At 53.1% G+C, this 20,396-nt stretch carries 10 protein-coding genes and 1 pseudogene; 9 read left to right on the top strand and 2 right to left on the bottom strand.

Annotation, left to right across the window (positions count from 1 at the left end; all coding sequences use genetic code 11):
- Together AC6I8C_RS11655 and AC6I8C_RS11650 are read left to right on the top strand one after the other, a co-directional pair.
- Positions 1–11,781 carry a hemagglutinin repeat-containing protein gene (locus AC6I8C_RS11655; protein WP_497822545.1) on the top strand — a complete coding sequence of 3,927 codons (11,781 nt, stop codon included), beginning with the start codon at positions 1–3 and terminating at the stop codon, positions 11,779–11,781.
- Positions 11,778–12,278, top strand: a complete 501-nt coding sequence (locus AC6I8C_RS11650) for an immunity 42 family protein (protein WP_497822544.1) — start codon at positions 11,778–11,780, stop codon at positions 12,276–12,278. The genes AC6I8C_RS11655 and AC6I8C_RS11650 overlap by 4 nt, the downstream gene beginning before the upstream one ends.
- 101 nt (positions 12,279–12,379) lie before the next feature.
- On the opposite strand, the gene AC6I8C_RS11645 is transcribed toward AC6I8C_RS11650, so the two are convergent.
- Positions 12,380–12,598 carry a SymE family type I addiction module toxin gene (locus AC6I8C_RS11645; RefSeq protein WP_497822543.1) on the bottom strand — a complete coding sequence of 73 codons (219 nt, stop codon included), beginning with the start codon at positions 12,596–12,598 and terminating at the stop codon, positions 12,380–12,382.
- A gap of 535 nt (positions 12,599–13,133) precedes the next feature.
- On the opposite strand from AC6I8C_RS11645, the gene AC6I8C_RS11640 reads away from it, so the two are divergent.
- From AC6I8C_RS11640 to AC6I8C_RS11630, 3 genes are read left to right on the top strand one after another with little or no spacing between them, the layout of a single operon-like run.
- Positions 13,134–14,618, top strand: coding sequence for a VENN motif pre-toxin domain-containing protein (locus AC6I8C_RS11640; RefSeq protein WP_497822542.1), 1,485 nt, complete (start codon positions 13,134–13,136; stop codon positions 14,616–14,618).
- Complete coding sequence (locus AC6I8C_RS11635; protein WP_497822541.1) at positions 14,615–15,124, top strand: toxin glutamine deamidase domain-containing protein; 510 nt, start codon at positions 14,615–14,617, stop codon at positions 15,122–15,124. Before AC6I8C_RS11640 ends, AC6I8C_RS11635 begins: the two co-directional genes overlap by 4 nt.
- Entirely contained in the window at positions 15,124–15,402 is a 279-nt protein-coding gene (locus tag AC6I8C_RS11630; protein ID WP_497822540.1) for a YrhB domain-containing protein, read from the top strand. The genes AC6I8C_RS11635 and AC6I8C_RS11630 overlap by 1 nt, the downstream gene beginning before the upstream one ends.
- 47 nt (positions 15,403–15,449) lie before the next feature.
- Here the strand turns inward: AC6I8C_RS11630 and AC6I8C_RS11625 are convergent, their stop codons facing one another.
- On the bottom strand, positions 15,450–15,674 hold the full coding sequence (locus tag AC6I8C_RS11625; RefSeq protein ID WP_497823339.1) for a SymE family type I addiction module toxin: 225 nt from the start codon (positions 15,672–15,674) through the stop codon (positions 15,450–15,452).
- Positions 15,675–15,729: 55 nt separating this feature from the next.
- Between AC6I8C_RS11625 and AC6I8C_RS11620 the strand changes: the two are divergent.
- The 4 genes and pseudogenes from AC6I8C_RS11620 to AC6I8C_RS11605 form a co-directional block, all read left to right on the top strand.
- Positions 15,730–17,973 (top strand): annotated as a pseudogene (locus AC6I8C_RS11620) (hemagglutinin repeat-containing protein); the annotation flags it as partial.
- The gene (locus AC6I8C_RS11615; RefSeq protein WP_497822539.1) at positions 17,973–18,281 is read left to right on the top strand and encodes a hypothetical protein; all 309 of its coding nucleotides are present in this window, start codon (positions 17,973–17,975) and stop codon (positions 18,279–18,281) included. The pseudogene AC6I8C_RS11620 and the gene AC6I8C_RS11615, both read left to right, overlap by 1 nt.
- A gap of 336 nt (positions 18,282–18,617) precedes the next feature.
- Positions 18,618–19,604, top strand: a complete 987-nt coding sequence (locus AC6I8C_RS11610) for a VENN motif pre-toxin domain-containing protein (RefSeq protein ID WP_497822538.1) — start codon at positions 18,618–18,620, stop codon at positions 19,602–19,604.
- 51 nt (positions 19,605–19,655) lie between these two features.
- The gene (locus AC6I8C_RS11605; RefSeq protein WP_497822537.1) at positions 19,656–20,258 is read left to right on the top strand and encodes a hypothetical protein; all 603 of its coding nucleotides are present in this window, start codon (positions 19,656–19,658) and stop codon (positions 20,256–20,258) included.
- Positions 20,259–20,396: the final 138 nt, after the last annotated feature.

The following is a 20,396-nucleotide window of genomic DNA, read 5'->3' as shown; positions in this document are numbered from 1 at the left end:
ATGGATGATCAATTAACGCTTTCACTGCCGCGTCGTCTGCTGAGCTATCTCATCTGCTCACTGATCGCGTTTCAGCCCCTGCTGCCTGCTTTTTCGGCTGTGATTACGCCTGCTACACCGGGTACCCAGGTCGATGCTGCCGGTAATGGCGTGCCGGTTATCAACATCGCGACGCCAAATGCGTCAGGTCTGTCGCACAACCAGTATCAGAATTACAACGTCGGCCAGGAAGGGCTGATCCTGAATAACGCGACCGACCGGTTAACGCAGACGCAACTTGGTGGACTCATCCAGAACAACCCGAATCTGAAAGCGGGGCAGGAAGCCCGGGCAATCATCAACGAAGTGGTCGGGGCCAATCGTTCGCAGCTTCAGGGCTACACCGAAGTGGCGGGTAAAGCGGCAAACGTTATGGTCGCTAACCCCTATGGCATCACCTGTAACGGTTGCGGCTTTATCAATACGCCAAACGTGACGCTCACCACCGGTAAGCCGCAGCTTGATGCACAGGGCAATCTGCAGTCGCTGGAAGTGACCAAAGGTGCCATCAGCATTGAGGGTAAAGGGCTGGATGGCAGCCAGGCCGATGCGGTTTCGATTATCGCGCGCGCAACAGAAATCAACGCGGGCATTCATGCCAGAGATCTCAATGTCACGCTGGGCGCAAACCGGGTCGGTGCTGATGGCAGCGTGACACCCATTGCGGGCGAGGGTGCTGCGCCCTCCGTCGCCGTTGATACCGGTGCGCTGGGTGGCATGTATGCCAACCGTATCCATCTGGTCTCCAGCGAAAACGGCGTCGGCGTCAATCTCGGTAATCTGAATGCCCGTCAGGGCGATATGGTGCTGGATGCGCAGGGTCGCTTAAGCATCAACAATAGCCTGACCAGCGGCACGCTGACGGCAAAAGGCAGCAGCATCGCCCTGCAGGGAGAACATAAAGCCGGGGGCAACGTCGCGCTGACAGCGCAGCAGGATATTGCTTTAACGGGCGCAAAACTGGGTAGCGATGCGGCGCTCGACCTGAACAGTCAGGGGCAGATAACGCTTAAGGGCAGCAGCCTGACGGCAGGCCAGACTGCCCGTCTTAGCAGCAATTCTCTGGATATTGATAACAGCAGCAGCGGCAATGCGGCAGACGCGATGCAGCTCTCTGCCACCGCGCAGCTACAGAATAGCGGTCAGCTCACCGCCGCTAAGAAACTTGATCTTCAGGCCGCGCAGATCGTCAACAGTGGCAGCCTGATCAGTCAGGGTGACCTGCAGGTTCGCACCAGCACGCTGCAGCAGCAGGGTATGTTACTGGCTCAGGGTAATAACAGTGTCGTTGCCGGACAGCTCAGCAATGACGGTGAGATCAGTGGCAGCAGCCTGAACGTCCAAAGTGGTGCAATCAATAACGGGGGCAAGCTGTTAAGCCGCGGCGATGCGCTGATCACTGCAGACAGCGTGCAGCAGCGCGGCACCCTTTCAGCCAGCAACATTAATCAGCTTAACGTTACCGGCACGCTGAACAACAGCGGTGAAGTGAGCGGGAGCAGTCTGACTATCCACAGTGGAGCGCTGCTTAACAGCGGGAATCTGCTGGGCAGTCAGCAGACAGATATTACCTCTGGCATCCTGCAGCAGGATGGAACGCTCTCATCCCAGGGCAGACTGCAGCTGAAAGTCGCCGATCGGTTAAGTAACAGCGGTGAACTGAGCGGAAACAGCCTGGATATAACCAGCGGCACGCTCGACAACAGCGGAAAAATGATCAGCAGCGGCGATGCCCTGCTCACCGCTAATCGTCTGAATCAGGACGGCACGCTCTCCGTGCAGGGGAATGCAGCGCTTAATATCGCTGACACCTTCAGCAACAGCGGCAATATGGTCAGTCAGCGTCTGCAAATTGATGCCCCGACACTGATTAACAGCGGCGAGATGGTGAGTCATGGCGATGTTGTGATGAACGCCGATACGCTGCAGCAAAACGGCTCTCTCACGGCCCGGGGTGACGCACAGCTGACCGCCCGTGGCTGGCTAGAAAATCAGGGCGCCATCAGTAGTCAGAACGCACTCATCCTGAACAGCGCGCAGCTGCGCAATACAGGTTCATTAACTGCACCCAATCTGACTCTCACCGCCGGGCAAATCACTAATAGCGGCCTGCTGCAGGGCACTAGGCTGCTCTCCTTCCATACCGGGCAGTTGGATAACCTGGCTGCGGGTACGATCAGCTCTGACAACGACTTTGCCCTCGCGCTGCCACAGCTCAATAACAGCGGATTGATCACCAGCGGCAAAACACTGACTGTCACAGGCGACCAACTGAACAACAGCGGAGAGATCAACGCTGCCAGCCTGAACACCACACTCAAAAACTTACATAATCAGCAGGGCGGTAAATTGCTGGCAGATGATCAGCTCCGGTTGCAGGGCGATGCGCTGATCAATCAGGGAACGATGGCTGCCGGCACGCTGAACAGTGATGTCAGTCAGATCACGAACAGCGGGACGATCCAGGGTGACAAGGCATTGTCGTTGCAGGGCAACGCGTTAACCAACAACGGCACGCTGCTGAGCGCAGGCCAGCTCGGTGTGAAACAGCAGACGCTGGATAACAGCGGACTGATGCAGGGTAAACAGCTGACAGTGAATGCTGACCGCTGGCAGAACAGCGGCAATGCCCTGAGCGAAGCCGACGCCGATCTGCATAGCAACACACTGGTCAACAGCGGCAAAATTCTGGGGCAGCAGGGCATCGCACTGAAATCTGACCACACCGATAACAGCGGCTGGCTGATTGCCCAGGCGCTGACGCTGCGTGGCGACATGGTTAACAGTGGCCTGATTCAGGGTAATCAGCAGATGACGCTGCAAGGCAACCAACTGGACAATCAGCAGGGCGGCCAGTTGCTCAGTGACGGTACTCTGGACGGTGACTTTGTTGCTTTGAATAACCACGGCGCAATGCAGGCCGGGGAGATGACATTAAACGCGGGGACGTTGCAGAACGACGGTACTGTTCTTGCCGGAAAAGCATTCACCGCTGTGATTAACGGTGCGCTGACTAACAGCGGCAGTCTGCTCAGCCAGCAGCAGATGAATCTGCAGGCAGCGGAGATTGATAATCAGGGCACACTGGCGGCGGATAACCTCAGCCTGCATGCGCCAGTACTCAGCAACGCCGGACTGCTGCAGGGCAACAGCACCTTGATGCTGGATCATCAGCAGCTGCATAACCTCAATGGCGGGCAGTTGATCGCCGGAGGACCGCTGACGCTGACCTTAGATCAGCTGGATAACGCCGGGCTGCTGCAGGTTAACGGTAAGCTTGCGGTCAACGGCAACCGTCTCAACAACAGCGGACGTTTGTTGAGTGACAACCTCACTCTTCAGATTGGCGATACGCTAACGAACAGCGGGACAGGTCAGATCGTGACCGGTCAGCAGGCCGATCTGCACGCACAAACACTCAGTAACAGCGGTCAGATTGCGGCACAGCAACTCAGCGCCAGCGGCAATACGCTGGAAAACGGCGGGCTGCTACAGGGCGACGCGCTACTGGATCTCGGATTTGCTCAGACCCTCAATCATAACAATGGGCAACTGCTGAGCGGCGATCGGCTGATCGTCAGCGGTGGCAGCGCGACCAATGATGGCAGCTGGCAGGGTCAGCAACTCGACGTCACGCTGGATTCGCTTACCAATCGCGGCAGCATCAATGGCATCAGCGCCTTGCGCGCTGACATCGCCAGCGATCTGATCAACAGTGGCTCGCTGGTCAGTCAGGGAGAAAGCGACCTGAATGCCAGCACGCTGAGCAACAGCGGCAAAATCATGGCGAACCGGCTGGGGTTACAGACCACCAGCCTGAACAACGACGGTCTGTTACAGGGCAATACGGCGCTGACTGCTCAGGCTGATAACATCACGCAATCTGCCGGTGGCAAAACGCTGAGCGGCGGAACACTGACGCTCAATGCAGGCCAGATCAACACTCAGGGGCTGCTGCAGGGCGAGCAGGCAACGGTTATTGCGGATAACTGGCTGCATCAGGGATCGCTGCTGGGCAGCAAAGATCTGAACGTCAGCATCAGCAATGAATTGCATAACACCGGCTCTCTGCTGAGTCAGGACAAAGCCCAGGTTGCGGCTGGCACGCTGAACAACAGCGGCTCACTGCTCAGTGAAGGGGCAATGACGCTCAACGGTGCCGCGCTGAATAACAGCGGATCGGTGCAGGGTAAAACCCTGACCATTACCCCCGCCAGCGTGATGAATCAGGGCAGCCTGATTGGTCTCCAGGCATTAACGTTTGCGGCGATGCCACAGGTGAGCGGACGAATGCTGCTCAGGGCGCTGGCCGCGCCAGCACGTCAGCTGATGAATAATCAGGGTGGATCACTGTTGACGCAGGGTACGCTGAACATCAACGGCGGAGACGTTGTGAATAACGGCAGCTGGCAGGGTCAGCAGATCCTGCTGAATGCCCGGCAACTGACCAATAATGGCGCGATCCAGAGTGCGGATGCGCTGCAACTGATTCTGGCGGACCGCCTTGATGCGGGCGCGGGCAGCAAGATTTCGGCGAATGGTTCGGCGGCACTGCAGGCACTGTCACTGACCAATCAGGGCGAATGGATAGCCAGAAACCTGACGCTGCGCGGTGACACGTTAAACAATAACGGCGCCGTGACCGGTGTCGAGGCGCTGACGGTGGGCATCAACGGTGCTCTGACCCAGCAGCAGGATAAAACGCTGCTCAGCGCGGGCAGGCTGACCCTTCAGGCATCGTCGCTCAATAATGCCGGACGCGTGCAGGGCGGCGACCTGCAGGTCACTTCGGGCGAGGTGGATAACAACGGGCGCTTACAGGGCGACAACAGCCTGCTGATCAATGCCGGTGGGCGCATCACTAACGGCGGTAACGGTACCGTGATCACCCAAAACGCCCTGACGCTGACCGGGCCGGAACTGTTCAACTATGGTCTGATTCAGGGCAGTGGCAACGGTTTCGCGACGATTACCGGTTTAACGCAAAATGATGGCCGGTGGCTCTCGGGCGGTGCGCAGACACTCAATACGGCGCAGTTGAATAACAACGGCTGGCTACAGGCATCACAGCTGATTCTCAATGCGACCAATGCCAGCAACAATGGAACGCTGCTGGCCGACGGCCAGGGCACATTTACCGGCAATGGCTTCAGCAACCAGGGCACAGCCCAGGGCGGCATCCTTGAGGTTAATTATCAGCAGCTAAATAATAGCGGCACGCTGCTGGGTAACAACCGGCTGAGTGTGATGGCCGCTCAGGTCGGTCAGCAAGGTAGTGGTCGTCTGTTTAGCGGCGGCGACCTGCTGGTTCACAGCAACGGCTTTGACCAGAGCGGTCAGGTGGTGGCGCTGGGTAACGCCACGCTGGAGATCGCGAATGGCTTTACGGGTCGCGATGTGCTGGCGGCGGGCGGACGACTCACCGTCAGCAGCAATGGCGCGATAGATAACCAGGGCACGATGCAGGGCGGGGCGCTGACGCTGAGTGCAGGCGGCGATCTCACCAATAATGGTCAGCTCACTACCGGTTCGGGTGACAGTGCCTTAAGCGGCAACCGCATCGCCATGAACGGAAATGGCAGCCTGCAGGGTGGCGGTAATATCAGCCTGAACAGCCGCAGTGACATCACTGTTGATGGTTTTACGGGTACGTTGGGCAATCTGACCCTCAGCGCACCGGGCAGCATCGTTAACACCGCGCTGCTTTATGCGGGCAGCAATCTCTCGCTGTTTGCTAACAGTATTCGTAACCAGCGTGCCGATATGCTGGCAGGCGGCAGTATGTGGCTTCAGGGCGATGCCACAGGTAATGCCAACGGCGAGGTGATCAATAACTCCGGCACCATCGAAACGCAGAACGGCGATATCACGATTAATACGGGGCATCTGCTAAATACGCGGGATGGGTTGAGTACCCATGAAGGAATAACTCAGCTTGCTACCCCGTCATGGGCTAAGGGAACAAATGTCAGGATTCCGTTCTCATGGTTTAAACCCGGTGATTACTACCAATACGTTAGTGGGACTCAACAACATCACGGACATGGTGATGACTGGGAGACCAAAACATACAGCTATGCACCGAATGCTGATGTCCAGGTGCAAAAAGTTGCGTATCAGTCCATCGCGGTAACTGCAAATGCAAGAGGAGGAGCAGGTCGCATTGCGGCTGGGGAAAACCTGAATGTGCAGGCCGCACAACTGGATAATTCCGCCTCCTCTTTGCTTGCACGTAATAATATGGCGCTTTCAGGGAATGAATTGAATAACCAAAGCTGGACGGATGGTACGACAACGGTTTATCAGATTTACCGTTATAACGGTGGCGCTACGTCGAGTTCCTTTAGCTATACACTTGATGGCAGTCCGGTTTTCGAAACCACCGGAAGCGGCAACGTTTACCGAAGCGTTATTCAGGCAGGTAACAATATTGATGCTGCCTTTAGCCAGAACATTAGTAATACTTCCAGTGATTCGCACGTTATTGGAACGATCAACACGTTAGCGACACCCGAATTAACACGCCTCAGCCAGCAGTCAATCAGCGGTGGGGTACAGAACAAATCGTTCAGTTCGGCCGATAAAATGGCTGTTAACTCGCCTGAATGGAAAGATCAGCTGCAGAATGCACTTCAGCAAATTATCGGCGGAAGTCAACTGGACACAACCAGCGATAAGAATATTTCACTGACCCAAAACGCGGTTTCTCAGAAAGGCCATGCCAACCTCGGTTCGTCGGGCGTACTCAAAGATGCAAGTGGGTCACTTGTACCTTCGTCACTCAAGTCATACCAGGCGAAAAACGTTGACAGTAGTGCCTACCCGGTACCTGCCAGCGACAATGGCTATTTTGTGGTTTCAACCAACCCCTCAAGCCGCTATCTGATTACCGTTAACCCCAAACTTAACGGCCTTGGTCAGCTGGATCAGAGCCTGTTCGGCGAGCTGAACGCAAAACTCAGCAAACAGCCTGCTACCACGCCATTACAGGAAACACGTCCTCAGTATACCGACGAGAAGGCTTTCCTCGGCTCCTCGTACATGCTCGATCGCCTGAACCTGAAGCCAGATTATGATTATCGTTTTCTCGGTGATGCGGCATTTGATACCCGCTACGTCAGCAATGCGGTACTGAACCAGACCGGTAATCGCTATATCAATGGCCTGGGATCCGATCTCGCCCAGATGCGCTATCTGATGGACAACGCGGCGGCGGCGCAGCAGTCGCTGGGACTTGAGTTTGGTGTTTCACTCTCTGCTGATCAACTCGCCTCGTTAGACAAGAGCATGATCTGGTGGGAAGCCACCACGATCAACGGTGAAACCGTGATGGTGCCGAAGCTCTATTTGTCGACTAAAGATGTGGAAATGCGCGATGGCAGCGTGATTGCCGGGAACAACGTGACGCTGAACGGCGGGAACTTCACGAACACGGGTAGTAGCGTGATGGCCAAAAACGATCTGACCATCGACAGCCAGAATACGCTCAGTAACCTCAACGCTGGTCTGCTCCATGCGGGCGGCGATCTGCAACTTAGCGCGTTGAACGATATCAACAATGTCAGCGCGACTATCAGCGGTAAAAAGGTTGTGCTTGAGAGTCTTAACGGTGATATCAACAACCTGACCACGTCACAGCTCTGGCATCTGGATGCAGGCAACGGCAAAGGCGTACAAAAATCCTTTACCGAAACCATGATCGGACCAACGGCGAGCATCACTTCACTGGATTCGCTGAGCCTCAAGGCGGGCAACGATATTGCGGTCACCGGCGCGAACCTCAAAGCAGGTAGCGATCTGCTGCTGAACGCATGGAATGATATTGCCATTACCGGCAATCAGAATGTCACTGGCAGCGCGCAGTCCGGTTCCGGAAATCGCTGGCAAAAAGTTGATGCGACCAGCACTAAGACCGTTAATACGGTCGGCAGCCAGATCGCTGCAGGCGGCAACATGACGATGCAGGCGGGCCACGATCTGACGGTTACCGCCAGCGGCATCAACGCCGGTAAAAACGCGGTGCTGGCAGCCGGTAACGATCTTAATCTCAACAGCGCGACGACCAGCCAGAATGATGTGCAGGGTAAACGAGAAACTCATTCAACCGGTCTGGATCGCACGACGCTGACCAGCGGCGGCAATTTAGCCCTTCAGGCCGGACGCGATCTTAATAGCCAGGCGGCAGGCCTTGCCGCAGACAAAGACGTCACCTTACAGGCAGGGCGTGACGTCAATCTGCTGGCGGCTGAAACCGGTTCCGGTAATAGCTACAAATCCGGCAAAAAGGTTGAGATTAATGAGTCGGTACGCCAGCAGGGCACTGAAATTGCCAGCGGCGGCAGTACGACGGTTAAAGCTGATAGGGATGTTAACAGTGAAGCGGCTCAGGTTACCGCCAGCGGTGATATCGCGGTGGGTGCCGGACGTGACATCAACCTGACCACCGCAACTGAAAGCGATTATGCCTACAAAGAAGAGACCAAAACCAAAAAAGGATTCTTAAGTAAAAAGACCACTCATACCATCAGCGAAGACAGTGATACCCGTGAAAATGGCACCCTGCTGAGCGGCGACAATGTCACACTTAATGCGGGCAACAATTTACTGGTCCAGGGTTCACAGGTCGCAGGCGATGGCACCGTAGCGCTCAAAGCCGGTAACAACGTGGATATCGTTGCTGCGACCAATACGGATTCAACCTGGCGTTTTTCAGAAACTAAAAAAAGCGGCCTGATGGGAACCGGCGGCATTGGCATCACGGTGGGCAGCAGTAAATCGGTCCATGACTTACGTGACAAGGGCACCACTCAAAGCCAGAGCGCCAGCATTGTTGGCAGCACTGGCGGTAACGTCAGCATTGTTGCGGGTGGACAGGCTCATGTCAGCGGCTCAGATCTGGTGGCGGGGCGCGATCTCGCCATTACCGGCGACAGCGTGATCATCGATCCGGGCCATGATAAACGGACTCATGATGAACTGTTTGAGCAGAAGAAGAGCGGGCTGACACTCGCATTATCCGGTGCCGTCGGTGATGCCATCAACAATGCCGTTGCCGCCGCACAATCCTCGAAAAAAGAGAGTGATGGTCGTCTGGCAGCACTGCAGGCAACAAAGGCTGCGCTCTCCGGCGTTCAGGCGGCCCAGGCCAGCCAGCTGGCGGAAGTGAGTGCCGATCCCAGCAATGGAATTGGCGTCAGTCTTTCACTGAATACGCAGAAATCCAAATCGCAGCAGCATCAGAGCACGGACAGCGTCTCGGGATCTACGATCAATGCCGGCAATAATCTCGCGATCACTGCCACAGGAAAAAATAACAGTGCGCACAGTGGTGATATTCAGATTGCCGGAAGTCAGCTGAAAGCAGCAGGCGACAGCAGTCTGAATGCGGCTAATGATATTTTACTGACCGGCGCAGCAAATACTCAGGAGAGCAGCGGTAAGAACAGCAGCAGCGGTGGCGGGGTGGGCGTCAGTATTGGTGTCGGCCAGGGCAGTGCAGGCATCAGTATTTTTGCCAGCATCAATGGTGCTAAAGGCAAAGAGAGCGGCAACGGCACGCGATGGACTGAGACCACACTGGACAGTGGCGGCAAACTCAACCTTATCAGCGGGCGGGACACTACACTGGAGGGCGCACAGGTCAGCGCTGACCAGGTCATCGCAAACGCAGGCCGCGATTTAACCCTGACCAGCCAGCAGGACAGCGATCGTTACGATTCAAAACAGACCAGCTACGGCGCGGGCGGCAGCTTTACCATTGGTTCGATGACGGCTTCCGGGTATGCCAGCATCAATCAGGACAAAATGCACAGCAACTACGACAGTGTGCAGGAGCAAAGCGGTATCTATGCCGGTAAAGGCGGCTTCGATATCACCGTTGGCAATCACACGCAGCTTAATGGTGCAGTGATCGCCAGCCAGGGTGATGCCGCAGACAACCGTCTGGATACCGGCACGCTGGGCTTCAGCGACATCGGTAACTCTGCTGATTATAAAGTCAGTCACAGCGGCGGCAGCATTGCGCTGTCGAATGGTGCTGGCATGGGTAAACAGATGCTTGCCAATGCCGCCTCCAACAGTGCCAGCACGCTGTTATCGGGTCTGAATAATAAAGGGCACGCCGAAGGCACCACCCAGGCCGCCGTGGCAAATGGCACTATCATTGTCCGCGATCAGACCAGGCAGACCCAGGACGTATCGGCGCTCAGCCGTGACACCGAACATGCTAACGACAGCATCAGCGCGATCTTTGACAAAGAGAAAGAGCAGAAGCGGCTTCAGACCGCTCAGTTAGCCGGTGAAATCAGCGGCCAGATGACAAATATCGTCACGACCATGGGCGATATCAAAGGCCTTGAGAAAGCGCAGAGTGCGAAGAACGCCGAGACGCTGCCCGCCGGTGCAACGGAAAAAAGACGGGGAGAATGGCTGGAGAAAATGCGTGATTCGCCAGAGTATCAGGCGGAGATGAAGCAGTGGGGTATCGGCAGCACGTCGCAGAAGGTCGCACAGACGGTTGGCAGCATCCTGACGGGGCTGGTGACCGGCAATGCAGGTCAGGCGGTCGCAGGCGGCCTTAATCCGTGGGCAGCGCAGCTGATTAAGAAGGAAACGACCGATGCTTCCGGCAACGTTGATGTGGCAACCAATGCCATGGCGCATGCGGTATGGGGTGCGGTATCATCGCAGATGTCCGGGGGAAGTGCGGCGGCGGGTGCGGCGGGTGCGTTCAGCGGCGAGCTTGCCACCCGCTACATCGCAGAGAAATACTGGGGCGCGGACACCCCGGAGAAGATAGCGGCACTGGGGCAGGAAGAACGTGAGCAGCTGAGCCTGCTGGGCACGCTGGCGGCAGGACTGGCGGGCGGCATGGCGGGTAACAGCAGTGCTGCGGCGACGAGTGGCGCGGTCGCGGGGAAGAATGCGGTTGAGAATAATGCGCTGAGCGTGCCAGACAACAAAGAGCGTGCTCAGGAGATGACTCAGTGCCGGGGCGGTGCTGACTGTGAAAATGCCGTTATTGAGAAGTACAAGAAAATCAACGCAGAACAGCATGAAAGCGTCGTGGGATGTAAAGGCGCTCAGGACTGTGTTGACAAAGCGAATGAAGTTGGCAGATTGCAGGCCGATTATGCTAACCGTACCAGTGAGTTGCTGGAAAAAGCCCGAGCTGATGGTGGTCTGAGTCAGGCAGCACAGAACGAGCTTTCCTTCCTTCAGGTAACGACGATCCAGCTTGAGGCGGACAGAAATGCAGCGATTCATAATGCGTTGATGTCCGGTGATTCAGATGAGGCGAAGCAGCTCGCGATAAACTCGCTGGCACAAGTGGCAGGAACCAGTGCAGCGGGAATAGCGGCAGGGGCTGGGAAGGCTGGAAATCATTCATCTGGAATCAAAGATAATAGATTACCAATTTCTGAAGTAACAGTTGCAAAAAATGGATTTAAAATTGAATCTAATCCTAAGCATACACCGGGTGCGCCTGGTTCCAGACCTAATGCCGGGATAGAACCAAAGAATTCTTTGTCGCTCTTTGAGAATTCGATTGCTACAAAAGATCCTAAGATAAGACTATCAATTGATAATGATGGAAATATTCATCGATTCTTTAACACTAGCAAAGATGGCTCTGGCACTTATCATTGGAGTGGTAGCACTGGTGATAGTAAAAATGCTTTAGGTAACAGAGAGCTGGGTAGCTTCAACAAAGAAATTAAAGAATTGAAGGGTAAAAAATGATCTTTGGCCAACCTTTTGAATTTGCTGTTTTTTATGAGATTTTAGAAAAAACAGAGGATAACCACTGGAAGTATGGAATCTTTAGTTTTTTTATTGAGGATGAAATATATCCGTCGAAAGGATCAAACTATACATTACATATGGCTATTAATTATTTAAAAGATAGCCTGCAAGAAATAAATAGCTGTAAGAGTGTCGGTCTATCCTTATCAGAAAATGCATCTGAGTTGATAACGAAGTTGGCTCATTCACATGGTATGCTTCTTGATAGTGATCCTGATGATCTTGAATTACCTGATTCTGAAACGTTAGGGGTTTTTTTAAGCCCTATTGAAATATCAGATGTTGGATTTTATTTATTTTATTACCCCAAAGATAACGATGAAGAGTGTTTAATATATAGTTCAGATTATGGTAGCACTGCTAAAAAAACCACGTTAAAGAAAGGAACAGTTAATAACGTGCTCCAAAAACTTCCCTATCAAGAAACTATATAGAAATAAATCCCAGCCCCGGCTGAAGTGAACCCCGAAAGTTGGACATCCAACAAGCAGGGATTCACTTCAAACCGGCTGGGATTTTGCTTTTTATCAGCCAGTTACCCTTCAGCCGCCAGCCGGATAATCAACTGTCCCGGCCCGGTGATCACCTTGATCTTTTGCCCGGTGGTAAATCCCAGCGCTTCCAGCCAGCGGCCCTTGATAGTGAGTTGGGGCAGGGGATTCGGCTGGCCCCTGTTAGGCCGATATCCGACTCTGTAATAATGCGCAGCGGTTGTGGCCGTGCGTGTTCCTGACTTATGATGCTTATCAGCCATAATTAACTCCCGTATAGTTAGTTGTGGTCAGCGGCTGCTGCGGGTTGCCCCCCGCTTCAGCCGCGCTAAAAATCTCTTCTTGGGCTCTTACTGTTCCGTTTTCACCTGTTTAAAGATACACCTTATGTCGGGAAAACTCTCTCAAAGCTAAGACATAAAATGCGAGTCGCCTCTGAAAAATGGATTCTTTTTCCCGGTCTGCAATTCGCTTATTACTTCGTCCTGTAGCCTTCTGGAATATCAGTTGCGGGCGGGCTTTCATGCTATAAATCCGCGTTAACCTGTCTTCAGTCTGTCTTCCTGATTACCCACGTATCGCCGCCGAAAATGATAACGAAAAGATTTCCCTGCTGGTGAAAATAGCGGCAGCAATGAGCGCTTCCGTCAGCGGTAGCCCGGAAGTGACAGCTACTATCTGAGCGAGATCGATCAGCGATTTGTTAATCAGACCGTCACGCCGCCAGATTGCACACAGAAGACTGATGCCGGAACATGCATCACCGCCAGCAGTGGCTTCAGCTTTACGTTCGGCAGTATGACCGGCTCCGCTGGCCTTAGCCTTAGCCTGAGCCAGAGCAAAGTGAACAGTGAGTACGCCAGCGTCGGCGATCAGAGCGGCCTGTTTGCAGGGAATGGCGGCTATGACATCTATGTTGGCAACCACACCCAGCTGAATGGCGCGGTCATCGCCTCAACGGCGCAGTCCGCGAACAATGCGCTCTCCACCGGTACGCTGGGCTGGTCTGACATCGACAACCACGCTTCTTACAAAGCCAGCAGCTCATCGATCAGCATGAGTGGAGGCTATGAACAAAAGCAAATGTCAGGCGGCGCGATACCCACCTCTGCAAATACTCATGGCAGTGCATCCGGCACCACCCGTTCAGCCGTGGCGGACGGCGCCATCACTGTACGTAATGGTCAGGCGCAGACACAGAACGTCGCGGACCTGAGCAGAGATACCGACAACGCCAACGGCCATATTGACAAGATCTTCGACAAAGATAAGGTCTCACGCAAGCTTGAGTTCGCTCAGGGAATCCAGGAGCTGGGCCAGCATGTAGCAGGCGATGTCAGCAGCTATCAAATGCAGGCAGCTGAAAAAGAGACCTTAGAACGGTTGCTAAAAGCGAACCCGCAAAATGCCACTTTATCCAGGGCGGCATTAAACGATCTGATTGTAAAAGATGCGGGCTATAAGGCGGTTGCAGAGAAGTGGGGCACAGGCGGCAGCTATTCCATGGCGGCAGCAGCGGTGACCGGCGTGCTGGGCGGCCTTGGCGCAAGCAACCTGGGCGCAGCCGCAGCAGGTGGGATGGCACCGTATATCGCCAATAAAATCAAGCACGCTACCAGCGAATTTGTTAACGGACAGGAACAGACTAACGTCCTGGCTAACACCATGGCGCACACGGTCGCAGGTGCAGTGCTGGCTCAGCTGGCAGGAAACAGCGCAACAGCGGGTGCAGCCGGGGCAGCAGGTGGCGAGTTGATGGCCAGAGCTATCCTCAGCTCAATGTATCCTGGTAAGCAGGCCAGCGACCTGACGCAGGAAGAGAAGCAGGTTGTCAGCGCGCTTGGCCAGCTGGCAGCGCAGTTGTCTGCGGGTGTGGCATCCGGTTCTGTTGAGGGTGGGATTCAGGGGGCTGTAGCAGGGAAGAATGCGGTTGAGAATAATGCGCTGTCAGCCACAGACGATAAGAAACGTCAGGATGCGAAGTGGTCACTGCCTTATCTGGACGGTGAAAAGAAACAGCAGGCAGAGAGGTTAATCAGTGACCTGAATGCGAAGGACAAGGCATTCGATGCAGCGCTAGACTCAGCCTGTAAAGGACTTTATTCAGCAGCCTGCCAGGGAATGCGGCAGGAACTGGCAGCGATGTCGAAGAGCTATGACCAGCAACTCGACGGCCAATATATCGGCACGATGGGCAGCGTATATAAAGAAGGGAAAGGTCATGTTGACGCGCTGCGGAGCGTGAAGCTAATGTTAATCGTATCGCTGAAAACTGGGGTGTGAGTAAGGAAACAGCAGAAGGCCTTTATACCGCGATGGCTGGCGTTCATACCACGGCGGCGATTGGTGGCGCGATTTATGGAATGAAGGGTACAGGAGCAAGTGGTGAGAATGTTGGCTCTATAAAAAATGTTAACCCAGGATACCCGGAACCAGGGAGAACACATAACTGTGTGAACTGTTCTGTTGCCACTGATGCTACTTTGGCTGGAAATCCTGCATCGGCGTTGCCTGTGAATCATAATAACGGTATCCCGTTGGCCGTTTTGGAAAACCAATATGGGACGAAATTTAAATATATTTCTTCGTCCGAAAGCATTACACAGCAAATGTCAAGTGCAGGCTCTGGTTCCCGAGGAATTGTTTTTGGTTCATATGGGCCAGGTCAACCTGGACATGTGTTTAATGTTGTAAACCAGAACGGAACAGTTCGATTCCTTGATGGGCAAACAGGTAAGTCTGCTGATCTCAGCCAGTTTAAATCATTCCAATTATTGAGGACGAACTAATGGTTAATTTTAGAGAGGCCGTAGAAAAAGCGACGGAATATTTAAAAGATACTGATATTCCGGTTGTTATTACCCTTCAGGGACGTTTTTCTGAAGGATGGTTTTTTTGTTTTCAATCTCGAGAATATCTGGAGACGGGAGAGTTTTCTGCTCAACTCGTAGGTAATTCGCCATTTCTTGTTGATAAAGATACAGGTGAAATACATGAACTTGGGACGGCGTATCCTATTGAAAAGTATTTACAAGAATACGAAGAAAAGAAAAATAATCTAAGTTAGAAATATCCCGGCTACCGAGCCGGGATGTGATTATCTATCGATTACACCTAGGCCGGCCGGATGATCAACTGTCCCTGCCCGGTGATCACCTCGATCTTCTGCCCGGTCCTAAATCCCAGCGCTTCCACCCAGCGACCCTTGATGGTGAGCTGTGGCAGCGGGTTCGGCTGGCCTTTATCAGGCCTGTATCCCACTTTGTAATAATGCGCCCGTGATTCACTGGCGGCGGTTGTGGTCGTGGGTATCTCAGACTTATGATGCGTGCCACCTATAATCAACCCCTTGGCAGATGGTTATGGGCCGCGGGCTTGGGCGCTCGAACTTTTCCTGACCGGCGCAGCGAATACTCAGGAGAGCAGCGGTAAGAACAGCGGTGGCGGGGTGGGCGTCAGTATTGGTGCCGGACAGGGCAGTGCAGGCATCAGTATTTTTGCCAGCATCAATGGTGCTAAAGGCAAAGAGAGCGGCAACGGCACGCGATGGACTGAGACCACACTGGACAGTGGCGGCAAACTTAACCTCACCAGCGGGCGCGACACCACACTGGAGGGTGCACAGGTCAGCGCTGACCAGGTCATCGCAAACGCAGGCCGCGATTTAACCCTGACCAGCCAGCAGGACAGCGATCGTTACGATTCAAAACAGACCAGCTACGGCGCGGGTGGCAGCTTTACCATTGGTTCGATGACGGCTTCCGGGTATGCCAGCATCAATCAGGATAAAATGCACAGCAACTACGACAGTGTGCAGGAGCAAAGCGGTATCTATGCCGGTAAAGGCGGCTTCGATATCACCGTCGGCAATCACACGCAGATTAACGGTGCAGTGATCGCCAGCCAGGGTGATGCCGCAGACAACCGTCTGGACACCGGCACGCTGGGCTTCAGCGACATCGGTAACTCTGCTGATTATAAAGTCAGTCACAGTGGCGGCAGCGTTGGGATGTCCAATGGCACCGGCATGGGCAAACAGATGCTTGCCAACGCCGCCTCCAACAGTGCCAGCACGCTGTTATCGGGTCTGAATAATAAAGGGCACGCCGAAGGCACCACCCAGGCCGCCGTGGCAAATGGCACTATCATTGTCCGCGATCAGACCAGGCAGACCCAGGACGTATCGGCGCTCAGCCGTGACACCGAACATGCTAACGACAGCATCAGCGCGATCTTTGACAAAGAGAAAGAGCAGAAGCGGCTTCAGACCGCTCAGTTAGCCGGTGAAATCAGCGGCCAGATGACAAATATCGTCACGACCATGGGCGATATCAAAGGCCTTGAGAAAGCGCAGAGTGCGAAGAACGCCGAGACGCTGCCCGCCGGTGCAACGGAAAAAAGACGGGGAGAATGGCTGGAGAAAATGCGTGATTCGCCAGAGTATCAGGCGGAGATGAAGCAGTGGGGTATCGGCAGCACGTCGCAGAAGGTCGCACAGACGGTCGGCAGCATCCTGACGGGGCTGGTGACCGGCAATGCAGGTCAGGCGGTCGCAGGCGGCCTTAATCCGTGGGCAGCGCAGCTGATTAAGAAGGAAACGACCGACGCTTCCGGCAACGTTGATGTGGCAACCAATGCCATGGCACATGCGGTATGGGGTGCGGTATCATCGCAGATGTCCGGGGGAAGTGCGGCGGCGGGTGCGGCGGGAGCGTTCAGCGGTGAACTTGCTACCCGCTACATCGCAGAGAAATTCTGGGGCGCGGACACGCCGGAGAAGATAGCGGCGCTGGGGCAGGAAGACCGTGAGCAGCTGAGCCTGCTGGGCACGCTGGCGGCAGGACTGGCGGGCGGCATGGCGGGCAACAGCAGTGCTGCGGCGACGAGCGGCGCGGTTGCAGGGAAGAATGCGGTTGAGAATAACTCGCTGAGTGATGAAGATATCAAAACCTTCACTGAGAAATATGCTGCTGCAAAGACGGAGGCTGAGAAAGAACACGTTCTGGCAGACCTGAAAAAACGGGATGCAGAGAACCAGAAACAGGCATTGTCTACCGGGATATCAATAGCTGACCAGAAAGGGGTACTGGCCGACCTTAGAGCGCTAGCGGCCTCACCAGACTGTACTGCACAGTGTCAGGAACTCACTGCTTACTCCATCTCAGAGCTGGCTCCGGTCACTGCTAATACGCAACTGCACAAAGACAATCTGACAAAAGGAATACTGGCTTCGGTTATCATTGCGTTGACGGTGGATAAACCGCTCAGTAGCAGGTCAATGTCCGGTTTGTCCTCTTTGACAAAAGAGCAGCGCCAGTTAATCAATAATGCCGAGTACATCACGACAGCGAAGGGGATACAGAATCCGTTCCCACGTGATTTGAATGAGAAAGTCTTGTGGAATGGTGTTAAGGCTAATCCATCGGCTGGAGATGTGCTTAAGGGAATGAATAAGGACCCCCGATTCCCTGCATCAGCGGGATTCCAGAAAATGCAGGTTACTCATGAATTACCTGATGGTTCCAATATCACAATACATTATCAATATAATTCTAATACCGGTATGGCTTATGATATGAAAATGGTGACGCCGCAGGCTAACCCATTGCAGCCGGGTCCATCGTTAAAGGGTAAGTAATGAAAATTAGAAATGATAGATCTGAAAAGCTTATTGATGTTTATGCTATTTACTGGAGCAACGGAGAAACTTATTTTTATGGTTTTTCAAAGGGATACAACGGACTGCTTGCTTATAAAGCTAGCAATGTGAAGATCATTGATCATGAGATATCTGGTGATTTTATCTTCTTTGAAGATGGGATTTTTTATAAACCGCTGATAGAAGAAAAGCTTCTTGATGATCTTCTTGAATATGATGATATGGCCTATAAACGCTTCCTTGAAATCTTGAAATCTGAAGGTCGTATAGATCCAGACTTTTATTAATCATTAAATATCCCGGCCACCGAGCCGGGATATTTTTACCTGCCGCTCATTCCTCAGCTAGCCGAATAATCAGCCTGGCGGGCGGTAACGTCAGCGGCGCGGTGGCGGCAGGCACAGCACCACTGCTGGCGCAGATGGTCAAGCAGGTGTGCAGGGTAACGAGCCTATGCGCGTGCTGCTGCACACGCCGGCGTCAGGGCTGATTGCTAAAGCGCAGGGTGGAGCGCTATTGGCGGCGCGGCGGGCGGACTGACTGCAGGGATGCTCAGCTATAACGACGCGCTCAGACACCTGCTATACGGCAAGGATGCTTAGGAACTTTCAGCCGATGACAGGATGCTGATTGCCAACATTGTAACGCTGGCAGGCGCAACTGCGGGCGGTGCGGTTGATGGCAGCGCTGGGGTCGGTAGCGGGGCATCTGCGGGTAGAACTGAGGTTGAAAATAACTATCTGAGCAGCACCGAGAAGAGCCGCCAGACATATCTCAACAACAAACAGAACCTGACGCCAGAAGAGCAGAAAGATAAGGAGAGGTTAAATCGTAAGGATCTGGAAAGCGATCTGGCTGTTTACGCGGCCTGTAGTGGCACAGGTGCTGACTGTCAGGCAGAAAGAGCGAAAGCGAAGGCCGCGCAGGATACTTACTTCAACCAGACTTACCAGAATCCGAAAGAATTTCAGGCGGGTTATCAGCAGATAGTGAACTTGCTGAACTCCACAGATCCGAATGCGAAGGAAGTATTAAATATTCTGGAAGGATATACTCAGGCATTCATCTCGTTTGGGTACACGCCGGATGAGGCCAAAGCAAGAGCAGGAGCCTATGTTGGTTCCATGTACATCGCAAATGGAGTGAGTGCTGTAGTGGCGTCTGGTGCACTGACGAAGCAGTTTGGGAAGGATGTAGCCCCAAGTTCGAAACCAGGAAACTCGACGGCAAAACTTATAGAAAATGTACCAAATTCATCTGAAACTTATTTTAGGGTTGAAGGTGGAGGAAATGGTACACAAACTAGTCAGAACAGAATTAATGTAAATTCTGACGGCAGTGTAACTATTAACTCAGGTTGTAGTGGGCAATTGTGTGTTAGTACTAATGGACCAAATCATGCCGCTTATTACCTGACTAATAGAAGGCAAGATGGTAGCGTAGTGGTGTTTGAAGTTGATGCGGCTCTCCATAAGCAAATAATGGATGCAGCAGTACCTCAAAAGCCAATTCCTGGGGTGCCGAAAGATCCAGACGCTCCTAAGGTTGTAGATCCTACAAAAGGTCAACCAAGTGTTTCGCTTGAACTACCTAAGGTGTGGATAGGCTGATAGAGCAAAATTCATCAAAAGCTCGCGTATTAATAAAAGAGGAATTTCTGAATGAATTTAACAAATGAGCATCAGAATTTACTCGATTCCATTTTTAATGGCGATAAAGATATAGCTATTTTTGTTGTGGATGGGATTCATCACTTTCTGGTTGATAATAAAGACAATTTCTGCATAGATGTTAAGCCGGAATATAAGGCGTATATAGCTAAAGGATGGATGAAAGAGTCTCTTTATAACGAGGCAGTCAGTTCATTTAGAAATGGAGTTCCTGTATTAACTAAGGGTAGCTTTAAAGATTACATAACCAGAAATGATGTCGCTACTTATACAGTCGATTGGATGAGATCGTTCTTCACATTGGGTAGAAATGACAGGCAGCTTGTCAACTTTTATGATTATGTTGAGCAATTTCTATCTACATTAACAGACCCAGTATCAGTTGAATGGGATAGCTGGAGAATGCGGCTACCTAAGTTTTATATCAACTTTGACAAGAAAATATATCGCCACACTGATTGGGATAGAAGTCACGAAGCATCTGTACCTTCTGATTGGAACGCTCAAGCAAATAGTGATTTTGGCTTGTTAGTGCCAGATAAACAGCAATACTGGCTTATTGATGGCATGAATTTTTGGAAATTAAATATGTAAATGACGAAATCCAGCCCTTGATTTTTTATACATTTCAGATGGTTATGCTTCTGCAGCGAGTCGGGTGACATCGGATAACTCTTCGCCATGAACATGGCGGGGATTGGATGCTGGCGGAGCTAAGCGTGAGCGGCTGCG

This window comes from Pantoea sp. X-Soil-YNGN-844 (assembly GCF_059730595.1).
This window is presented reverse-complemented; position numbering and strand designations above follow the sequence as displayed.

Excerpts from the sequence above, each read along its gene's own strand:
- AC6I8C_RS11655 (WP_497822545.1), top strand. The coding sequence starts at position 1 with ATGGATGATCAATTAACGCTTTCACTGCCGCGTCGTCTGCTGAGCTAT.
- AC6I8C_RS11615 (WP_497822539.1), top strand. The coding sequence starts at position 17,973 with ATGAAAATTAGAAATGATAGATCTGAAAAGCTTATTGATGTTTATGCT.
- AC6I8C_RS11610 (WP_497822538.1), top strand. The coding sequence starts at position 18,618 with ATGCTGATTGCCAACATTGTAACGCTGGCAGGCGCAACTGCGGGCGGT.
- AC6I8C_RS11640 (WP_497822542.1), top strand. The coding sequence starts at position 13,134 with ATGACCGGCTCCGCTGGCCTTAGCCTTAGCCTGAGCCAGAGCAAAGTG.
- AC6I8C_RS11650 (WP_497822544.1), top strand. The coding sequence starts at position 11,778 with ATGATCTTTGGCCAACCTTTTGAATTTGCTGTTTTTTATGAGATTTTA.
- AC6I8C_RS11645 (WP_497822543.1), bottom strand. The coding sequence starts at position 12,598 with ATGGCTGATAAGCATCATAAGTCAGGAACACGCACGGCCACAACCGCT.
- AC6I8C_RS11605 (WP_497822537.1), top strand. The coding sequence starts at position 19,656 with ATGAATTTAACAAATGAGCATCAGAATTTACTCGATTCCATTTTTAAT.
- AC6I8C_RS11630 (WP_497822540.1), top strand. The coding sequence starts at position 15,124 with ATGGTTAATTTTAGAGAGGCCGTAGAAAAAGCGACGGAATATTTAAAA.